We start from the raw sequence: 8,452 nt of genomic DNA on the forward strand, positions 1-8,452 counted from the left end.
CGAGGGCAAAGATATTCGGGGAGCTAGCCCCCTCATCCGGCCCTTCGGGCCACCTTCTCCCCGGCGGGGGAGAAGAAATAGGCGGCAACCACCTCCCAAAAAATCACCACCCCCTGCCCTGAACCCCAATACAGGAACGCACACCCATGAACCGTTTCATCATCCTCTCCGGTTGCTCCGGCGGCGGAAAATCCACGCTTCTCGCCGAGCTCGCCCGGCGCGGTTTCGCCACCGTGGAGGAACCCGGCCGCCGCATCGTCATCGAAGAAACCCGCGATGGCGGCAACGCTCTGCCGTGGATAGACCTCGAAGCCTTTGCGCGCCGCGCCATCGCTGTGGCGCTCGAAGACCGTCAGCATGCGCCAGAGCACGGCACCGTCTTCTTCGATCGCGGCCTGATCGACGCCGCCTCGGCTCTACGCGAGGTCAGCGGTGACCCCGTCATCGAAACGCTGCAACGCGAACATCGCTATAACAGGCTGGTCTTCCTTACCCCGCCCTGGCCGGAAATCTATCGGGCAGACACGGAGCGGCGGCATGATTTTGCCGCGGCCGTGGCAGAATACGACCGCCTCGTCAGGGATTATCAAGCTCTCGGCTATGAAACCGTCGTCCTTCCGAAATCAGGCGTCGAAGACCGTGTTGACTTCATTTTGGAGCGGCTGGACGGAGCGCAGCTGTCTCAGCGATTTTCCAGCAGCTGCGACACGGTCACAAACTCGAACCCGCGCTGACGCAGTCCATCGATGATCAGCGGCAAGGCCTGCCGTGAAGCCTCGCGGCTGCGATACATGACATGCATGATGATGATCGAGCCGTTTTTCGTGTGCTCGATAACGTGCTTCGCAAGAGCCGCTGCATCCTCGGCGATATCTGGATAGGATTCCGGCTCAACATCCCACATGATTGTTTTCCGGTCATGCCGGTATAGATACCATGGCAAGCCGAGCAGCTTCTTGCCATAGGGCGGGCGGAACATGATCTCACCTTTATGACCCGCAGTCCGAATGGCCGCATCGGTGCGCTCGATCTCGTCCCTGATCCGCGCGGACCCCATCAAGGCCATGTTGGAATGCGTATAGCTGTGGTTTCCAACCTGATGGCCATCGCTGACGATCATGCGGGCCTGCGGCAGGTTTTCTTCAGTTTCCTTGCCCGTCAGGAAAAAGGTCGCTTTGATCCCGCGTTCCCTCAGGATCGCCAGGACCTCAGGCGTGAAACGCACCGAGGGCCCGTCGTCAAACGTCAGGGCCACCACCGACTTCGGCGTCTCGACCCTCGGAATGATCTCCCCGAACAATTGCGTCGTCCGGGATTTGCTGAAGAGATGAACGCCACCGAGCACCACCGCCAGCATGGCAAGACCAAGGATTAGAGACACCATCCGTTTCATCGCCATTGCCACCCCTCATTGCAGTTTTAGGGAGGTTTTGTCTCTCGCCTTATTGTCTCCAGTGTGGCGCCTGTCGCGCAAAAGAAAAGCCCGGCATTACTGCCGGGCTTCGATAGGGTGTCGCAAAAGGCTTAGCTGCCCTGCTGGATGTAGGTGAACTTGCCGTCCGGACCCTTCTTCCACTCGTACATGACATAGCCAGGAAGCTTCGGGTCACCCTTCTCGTCGAAGGAGATATCGCCGAGCGCCGTCGGGAAGCTACCCTTCTTCAGCGCTTCGGCAACCTTTTCAGGCTCCACGGAACCGGCTGCCTTGGCAGCGCCGGCAATCGCCTGCAGGGCTGCATAGGAGTAGAGCGTATAGGCTTCCGGGTTGAAACCGGCGGCCTTGAACTTCTCTACCAGTTCCTTGTTTTCCGGGCGCAGTGTCGGATCAGGACCGAAGGTGTTGAGCGTGCCTTCGACGGCGTCGCCGGCGATGGAAGCCAGTTCGTTCGATACGATACCGTCGCCCGAGACGAGCTTGGCCTTCAGGCCTTGGTCAGCCGCCTGGCGGATGATGAGGCCGGCTTCGGTGTGCAGGCCGCCCCAGTAGATGATGGAAACGCCGGCTTCCTTCATCTTGGAGATCAGCGCCGAGAAGTCCTTGTCGCCGACATTCACGCCTTCGTACATGGCTTCCTTCACGCCGGCGGCATTGGCTGCCTTCTTGGTTTCATCGGCAAGGCCCTGACCGTAAGGCGTCTTGTCGTGAATGATGGCGATCTTGGCGTCCTTGAAATGATCGGCAAGATACTTGCCGGCGATGCCGCCCTGCTGGTCGTCACGGCCGCAGGTGCGGAACGTGTTCCACAGACCGCGCTCGGTGAACACGGGGTTGGTCGCGGCAGGCGTGATTTCGAGAATGCCGTTTTCGGCGTAAACTTCGGACGCCGGAATGGAAACGCCGGAGTTGAAGTGACCGACAACGAATTTCACGCCGTCAGCGACGAATTTATTGGCGACCGAAATACCCTGCTTGGGGTCGGATACGTCGTCGCCCAGCACGATCTTGATCTGCTCGCCATTAATGCCGCCGGCGGCATTGATGTCTTTCGCAGCCTGTTCGGCACCCTTCTGGATCTGAGCGCCGAAAGCAGCGTTCGGGCCGGTCAGCGGTGCGCCGACGGCGATCACGACATCGGCCCAGGCCGAACCGCCAAACGCGACCATGGCGGTCAGCGCGACAGCGGAAAGAAGAGACTTCTTCATTACTTTACTCCCAGTTCCTTTGGATGGGTTGTTTGCGAGGACCTGTTCAGTACCCACCTTAACCGAACAGGAAACGTTCCACTCTGCCGAGTATTAGTGACCCCGGAAAATACCGGCTGTCAATTTTTCTTTTTATAGGAAAATGCCGACGTGCGGTCGTAGAGCCAATAGTAATTATTGACCATCTGGCTCGTCCGGCGCATGCGGAAACCGATGCTGGAAAAAACCAGAAGAAGAACGACGTCAAACACGTAGTAGAAGCCGTTGATGAACGGCCCATCGAACAGCGCGTGATGCAAAAACCGCATCACCACGCCCAGCGCGAGCGTGTAGATCACCACCCGCGTATAACCACCCCAGCCGTCGGCAACGGATTTGCCGGTGCGCCAAGCCGTCCAGAAACCCAGAAGAACAACCAACGCGCGCAGAACATACCGCACGCCGTTATCCGTCTCGAAAAAAAGGCCCTGCATCTCTTTCCCCATCAGTGCCGGGCTGAATACCCAGGCCCTGCCTTGTCTGTCGTCCCGTCGTTTGCCGCCGGGCATTTTATTGTTTACGCCCCGCCATGGATCCTTAAGGTTTGGCCGAAAGGACGACGGACCGCCGTTTGCAGTCTTGCGCCGCAAAATTTCCGGCGCAAGTAAAATCTTTCAGTGCCGTCCGCCTTCGAGATAGGCGGCGCGTACCTGCGGATCGGCGAGCAGTTCCTTGCCCGAACCGCTCATCGTCACCTTGCCGTTGACCATCACATAAGCGCGGTCGGAAAGCTTGAGCGCGGCGAAGGCGTTCTGCTCCACGAGGAAGACGGTCAGACCCTCTTCCTGATTGAGTTTCTTGATCGCCTCGAAAATGCCCTTGACGATCAGCGGAGCGAGACCCAGCGAAGGCTCGTCCAGCAGCAGGAGCTTCGGACGTGCCATCAGCGCGCGGCCGATGGAGAGCATCTGCTGCTCGCCGCCGGAAAGCGTGCCGCCGCGCTGGCTCTGACGCTCCTTCAGGCGCGGAAACATCACGAAGATCTTCTCGACGTCTTCCTTGAAATATTTCAGGTTATCGAGATTGGCACCCATCTGCAGGTTTTCCAGCACTGTCATGCGCGGGAAAATCCGGCGGCCTTCGGGTGATTGGGCGATGCGCTTGCGGGCGATCAGATGGGTCGGCAGCTGGGTAATGTCCTCGCCATCGAAAATCACCTGGCCGGCGCGCGCCTGCGGGCTGCCGCAGATGGTCATCATCAGCGTCGACTTGCCAGCGCCATTGGCGCCGATCAGGCTGACGATTTCGCCCCTCTTGACTTCGACATCGACACCGGCCAGAGCCCGGATATTGCCATAATAGGTTTCGACACCCTGGACTTTCAGAAGCGGTTCACCGGACATCAGGCCGCTCCTCCGTCGAGTTCTTCCGCAATCACGTCTTCCACTTCATCATCCTCGACACCCAGATAGGCGGCGATGACCTTCGGGTCGTTCTTCACATGGTCCGGCGTGCCGTCGGAAATCTTCTGACCGTATTCCAGAACCACCACGTGGTCGGAAATCTGCATCACCACGGACATGTCGTGCTCGATGAGGAGCAGCGACGTACCCTCGTCGCGGATGCCGCGCAGCAGCGTGTTGAGCGCCAGGGATTCCTTCGGATTGAGACCGGCGGCCGGCTCATCGAGGCAAAGCAGCTCCGGCCCCGTGCACATGGCGCGGGCGATTTCCAGGCGGCGCTGCGCGCCATAGGGCAGATCGCCCGCCGGATCGTCGGCGCGATCGATCAGATCGGCCTTTTCCAGCCAGTATTTGGCTTTTTCGATAGAGGCATCGACCGCCCGCCGGTATGCGGGCAGGCCGAGAAGGCCGAGGATCGTGTAACCCGAGGCCTTCATCAGCGCATTGTGCTGCGCCACCAGCAGGTTTTCCAGAACGGTCAGGCCCGAAAACAGGCGGATGTTCTGGAAGGTGCGCGCCACCTTTGCCTTCTTGGTGATTTCGAAATCCGGCAGGCGCTCGAGTAGATGCGTCTCGCCATCCTGCTGGCGCATGGTGATCATGCCCATGGTGGGCTTGTAGAAGCCGGTGATGCAGTTGAAGACCGTGGTCTTGCCCGCACCGTTCGGGCCGATCAACGCGGTGATCTCGCCGCGCTTCGCCTCGAAGGAGAAGTCGTTGATGGCCATAAGGCCGCCAAAGCGCATCGAGAGATGTTCGACCTTGAGGATCGTGTCGCCAGTGGTATTGGGTGTCATTGTTGTTGTTCCGGAAGCCATCAACCGTGACCTTCCTTGGTAAAGCTGCCGGAGACGGCCTTGCGTTCTTTAAGGAAAGCCGTGGGTTCACGCGAGCCGACGAAACCGCGCGGCTTGAACAGCATGACGATGACCATGGCAAGCCCGAACAGCAGCATACGATACAGTTCCGGCGTGAAATCGGGCCCGAAGACATGCTTCAGGAACTCCATTTCGCGCAGAAGCTCGGTGCCGCCGACCATGACGAGCGCCGCAATGGCAATGCCGGTCAGCGAGCCCATGCCACCGAGAACGACGATGGCGAGAATGACGGCGGATTCGAGGAACACGAAGCTTTCCGGCGAAACGAACCCCTGACGGGCGGCGAAGAAGGAACCTGCAAAACCGCCGAACATTGCGCCCGTTGCAAAAGCGGTGAGCTTGGTGATGACCGTATCGATGCCGAGCGAACGGCAGGCGATCTCGTCCTCACGCAGCGCTTCCCACGCCCGGCCGATGGGCATGCGGCGCAGGCGGATGGTGACATAGGCCGTCAGCATGCACAGCAGCAGGATCACGTAGAACAGGAAGATCTTGTAATAGGCCGAGGACATCGACAGGCCGAACGCCTTGGCGAAATTGTTCGGCGCGCCGACATCGAACGACCAGATGCCGAAGATCGACGCCTTGGCGATGCCGGAAATACCGAAAGTGCCCTTGGTCACATCCGTCCAGTTGAGCAGCACGAGACGGATGATTTCACCGAAGGCGAGCGTGACGATTGCCAGATAGTCGCCGCGCAGGCGCAGCACCGGAAAGCCGAGGATGATGCCCCAGAAGCCTGCCAGAATGCCGGCAACGGGCAGCAGCACCCAAAACGACAGGCCGAACTGGCTGGAGAGCAGCGCATAAGAATAGGCGCCCACCGCATAAAAGGCGACGTAACCGAGATCGAGCAGGCCGGCAAGGCCGACGACGATGTTCAGACCCCAGGCCAGCATCACATAGATCAGGATCTGGATGCCGAAATTGTCGACGAATTTCAGCGAGCCCTGGAAACCGAAGAGCTGCACCGCGATAACGGGATAAAGCAGCAGCAGAACCAGCGCCAGCTTCAGAAAGTGCTTGTGGAAAAAGCCCTTTTCCTCGGAAATCTCCAAAACGCCGCTCTTGGCCTTGGCCAGCTTGCGACGATCCAGCGACGGCTTGATAAAGCCGACCATAAGGAAGCGGCCGATGGCGGCAACGGCGACGAAGATCGCCAGAAGGCCCCAGCGCGTGCCCCAGATCAGCTGGTTGTTGATGTCCTGATAGGTGACGATGCCGACATAAAGAATGAACATGCCGAACGAGATGACGCCCGCAATCAGGCCCTCCTTCACGGCTGTCGCCATCAAGCTGGGGCCGGAAGAGGTGTTTTCGGAAGCGATATTGGCCATGGGATCACACCTTCTCGACTTCCGGGCGACCGAGGATGCCGGTCGGCTTGAAGATCAGCACGAAAGCCAGGATGCCGAAAGCCGCGACATCCTTGTAGGCGATGGAGAAATAGGCCGACCACAGCGATTCGATCAGGCCGATCAGGAGGCCGCCGAGAACAGCGCCCGGCAGCGAGCCGATGCCGCCCAGAACGGCTGCCGTAAATGCCTTGACGCCGGGAATGAAGCCGTCGCTGAAAGAGGCAACACCATAATACATCAGATACATGGTGCCGGCGACCGCGGCGAGTGCTGCACCCATGATGAAGGTGATGGAGATGGTCTTGTCGACATCAACGCCGAGCAGCGCCGCCATCTTGCGATCCTGTTCGGTGGCGCGCTGCGCCCGGCCGAGAGGCGTCTTGTTGACGATATACCAGAAGGCGAAGAGCAGCACCGAGGTGACGACCATGATGATCAGCTGCTTCAGCGACACGGTGATGGCGCCGAAATGATAGCTTTCGGTCACCAGCGACGGAATCGGCTTGTTGCGTGGACCCTGCGTGACCTGAATGAAGTTGGACAGCGCGATCGACATGCCGATGGCAGTGATCAGCGGCGCAAGACGGAAGGAGCCTCTGAGCGGGCGGTAGGCGACGCGTTCGATCACCCAGTTCCACAGGCCGGTCATCAGCATGGCGACGACCATCATCAGAAGCAGAAGAAGCGCCACCGGAATGCCGGCGACAAAGGATGTCACGATCAGGAAAACGATCAGCGCGGCGAAGCCGCCGAGCATGAAAATATCGCCATGGGCGAAGTTGATCATGCCGATGATGCCGTAAACCATCGTATAGCCGATAGCGATGAGGCCGTAGATCGATCCAAGAGTCAGCCCGTTTATGAGCTGCTGGATAAAATACTCCATGTCTTTCCCCCGGGCACGACCTCAAATGGGCCACGCCTCGTTATGTTAATTATAGGGGCGCCCTTGCAGGCAGACCCCCACCCTCAAAATGCATATCGTGTTCGTTAAAAATGTGAAGTCAAAAACGGGCGATCCTGCACAAAATTTGGAATTTCCACACCAGCTGCCGCATTCCCGATCAAAAGAGCCATGATTTTGGCAGGAAGTGCTGAAAAAATGATGGTCGAATGCTTATTTTAGCATTGTCCGACGCCATTATTTGACGGGCAGCGGGCAAAGGAGTAGCGAAGATCGGAACGGCGATATCCCGCAGACGGGATTCAATTGGCAAAGAGATGATCGACATATTGACGAAAGCGGCGCTGGACGCCGGGCAGGCCATCATGGCGGTCCACCGTGCCGGCCCGCATGTGTCGTACAAGGATGACTGCTCGCCGGTGACGGAAGCCGATCAGCGTGCCGAAGCGATCATTCTTGCGGCCCTGGCCGCCCATTTTTCCGATATACCGGTGGTTGCCGAAGAGGCCGTGTCGAGTGGCATCCTGCCGGAAACCGGAGCGGAATTCTTTCTTGTCGATCCGCTGGATGGAACCAAGGAGTTCATTTCCGGCAAGGATGATTTCACCGTCAACATCGCGCTCATCCGCAACGGCGTTCCGGTGGCCGGTGTGGTTTACGCCCCCTGTCGCGGACAGGCGTGGACCGGCGAGGGCAACGCCGCCGAAAAACTCGCCATATCGGCCGAAGGCGTCATCCTGTCGCGCCACCCCATCCGGGCCCGCCAGCGCGGCGCTTCCCCCGTGGCGCTGATCAGCCGCTCGCACTGCACCGCACGAACGGAAGCCTTCGTGGCCGAACATGGACTGAAGGACTGTATTTCTGTCGGCTCGTCGCTGAAATTCTGCATGCTGGCGGAGGGTGCCGCCGATATCTACCCGCGCTTCAGCCGCACCATGATGTGGGACACGGCGGCGGGCGACGCCGTGCTGCGCGCCGCCGGCGGCCGGACGCTGGACTGCTCGGGCCTTCCACTAACCTATGCGGTGAAGGGCGATGGCGAGGATGCGCTGGCCAATCCGGATTTCATTGCCGAAGGGGCGATGGCGGTGGAACACGCGGGGTAACGGGCGCTCGGCGTTTGCTGCGGCTCTTGCGACGGGCGGCATTGGTGAGCTTCGGTGTGTGCGGCTTTACCCCCCTCTGCCCTGCCGGGCATCCTCCCCCGTCAAGGGGGGAGATCGACTC

At 59.5% G+C, this 8,452-nt stretch carries 9 protein-coding genes; 2 read left to right on the forward strand and 7 right to left on the reverse strand.

From position 1 onward, the window contains the following. The first annotated feature begins 146 nt into the window (after positions 1-146). Positions 147-734: an AAA family ATPase gene (locus AGR2A_RS14205; RefSeq protein ID WP_072494780.1), complete on the forward strand. Its 588-nt coding sequence runs from the start codon at positions 147-149 to the stop codon at positions 732-734. Here AGR2A_RS14205 and AGR2A_RS14210 read toward each other — a convergent pair. The 7 genes from AGR2A_RS14210 to AGR2A_RS14240 form a co-directional block, all read right to left on the reverse strand. Beyond that, complete coding sequence (locus AGR2A_RS14210; RefSeq protein WP_072494781.1) at positions 683-1,399, reverse strand: polysaccharide deacetylase family protein; 717 nt, start codon at positions 1,397-1,399, stop codon at positions 683-685. The two genes, AGR2A_RS14205 and AGR2A_RS14210, sit on opposite strands and share 52 nt — an antisense overlap. Before the next feature lie 125 nt (positions 1,400-1,524). Then, the gene (locus AGR2A_RS14215; RefSeq protein ID WP_072494782.1) at positions 1,525-2,643 is read right to left on the reverse strand and encodes a branched-chain amino acid ABC transporter substrate-binding protein; all 1,119 of its coding nucleotides are present in this window, start codon (positions 2,641-2,643) and stop codon (positions 1,525-1,527) included. A gap of 119 nt (positions 2,644-2,762) precedes the next feature. Further along, positions 2,763-3,116 carry a DUF6867 family protein gene (locus AGR2A_RS14220; protein ID WP_004443347.1) on the reverse strand — a complete coding sequence of 118 codons (354 nt, stop codon included), beginning with the start codon at positions 3,114-3,116 and terminating at the stop codon, positions 2,763-2,765. A 180-nt stretch (positions 3,117-3,296) separates the two neighbouring features. Beyond that, positions 3,297-4,025, reverse strand: a complete 729-nt coding sequence (locus tag AGR2A_RS14225; protein ID WP_004443349.1) for an ABC transporter ATP-binding protein — start codon at positions 4,023-4,025, stop codon at positions 3,297-3,299. Continuing rightward, positions 4,025-4,903 (reverse strand): ABC transporter ATP-binding protein, encoded by an 879-nt coding sequence (locus AGR2A_RS14230; RefSeq protein ID WP_034498713.1) that lies wholly within the window; start codon positions 4,901-4,903, stop codon positions 4,025-4,027. Before AGR2A_RS14230 ends, AGR2A_RS14225 begins: the two co-directional genes overlap by 1 nt. After that, a complete protein-coding gene (gene livM, locus AGR2A_RS14235; protein ID WP_373887383.1) occupies positions 4,903-6,255 on the reverse strand; it encodes a high-affinity branched-chain amino acid ABC transporter permease LivM in 1,353 nt (450 codons plus the stop codon). Before livM ends, AGR2A_RS14230 begins: the two co-directional genes overlap by 1 nt. A 49-nt stretch (positions 6,256-6,304) precedes the next feature. Continuing rightward, complete coding sequence (locus tag AGR2A_RS14240) at positions 6,305-7,207, reverse strand: branched-chain amino acid ABC transporter permease (protein ID WP_004443357.1); 903 nt, start codon at positions 7,205-7,207, stop codon at positions 6,305-6,307. A 335-nt stretch (positions 7,208-7,542) separates the two neighbouring features. On the opposite strand from AGR2A_RS14240, the gene cysQ reads away from it, so the two are divergent. Beyond that, positions 7,543-8,331, forward strand: a complete 789-nt coding sequence (cysQ, locus tag AGR2A_RS14245) for a 3'(2'),5'-bisphosphate nucleotidase CysQ (RefSeq protein WP_072494783.1) — start codon at positions 7,543-7,545, stop codon at positions 8,329-8,331. Positions 8,332-8,452 lie beyond the last annotated feature (121 nt).

The sequence above is a fragment of the Agrobacterium genomosp. 2 str. CFBP 5494 genome (genome assembly GCF_900013495.1).
In the GTDB taxonomy this organism is placed as follows: domain Bacteria; phylum Pseudomonadota; class Alphaproteobacteria; order Rhizobiales; family Rhizobiaceae; genus Agrobacterium; species Agrobacterium pusense.

Bases quoted from the DNA above. Each gene is read 5' to 3' on its own strand.
- AGR2A_RS14205 (WP_072494780.1), top strand. From the start codon at position 147: ATGAACCGTTTCATCATCCTCTCCGGTTGCTCCGGCGGCGGAAAATCC.
- AGR2A_RS14210 (WP_072494781.1), bottom strand. From the start codon at position 1,399: ATGGCGATGAAACGGATGGTGTCTCTAATCCTTGGTCTTGCCATGCTG.
- AGR2A_RS14215 (WP_072494782.1), bottom strand. From the start codon at position 2,643: ATGAAGAAGTCTCTTCTTTCCGCTGTCGCGCTGACCGCCATGGTCGCG.
- AGR2A_RS14220 (WP_004443347.1), bottom strand. From the start codon at position 3,116: ATGCAGGGCCTTTTTTTCGAGACGGATAACGGCGTGCGGTATGTTCTG.
- AGR2A_RS14225 (WP_004443349.1), bottom strand. From the start codon at position 4,025: ATGTCCGGTGAACCGCTTCTGAAAGTCCAGGGTGTCGAAACCTATTAT.
- AGR2A_RS14230 (WP_034498713.1), bottom strand. From the start codon at position 4,903: ATGGCTTCCGGAACAACAACAATGACACCCAATACCACTGGCGACACG.
- livM (WP_373887383.1), bottom strand. From the start codon at position 6,255: ATGGCGACAGCCGTGAAGGAGGGCCTGATTGCGGGCGTCATCTCGTTC.
- AGR2A_RS14240 (WP_004443357.1), bottom strand. From the start codon at position 7,207: ATGGAGTATTTTATCCAGCAGCTCATAAACGGGCTGACTCTTGGATCG.
- cysQ (WP_072494783.1), top strand. From the start codon at position 7,543: ATGATCGACATATTGACGAAAGCGGCGCTGGACGCCGGGCAGGCCATC.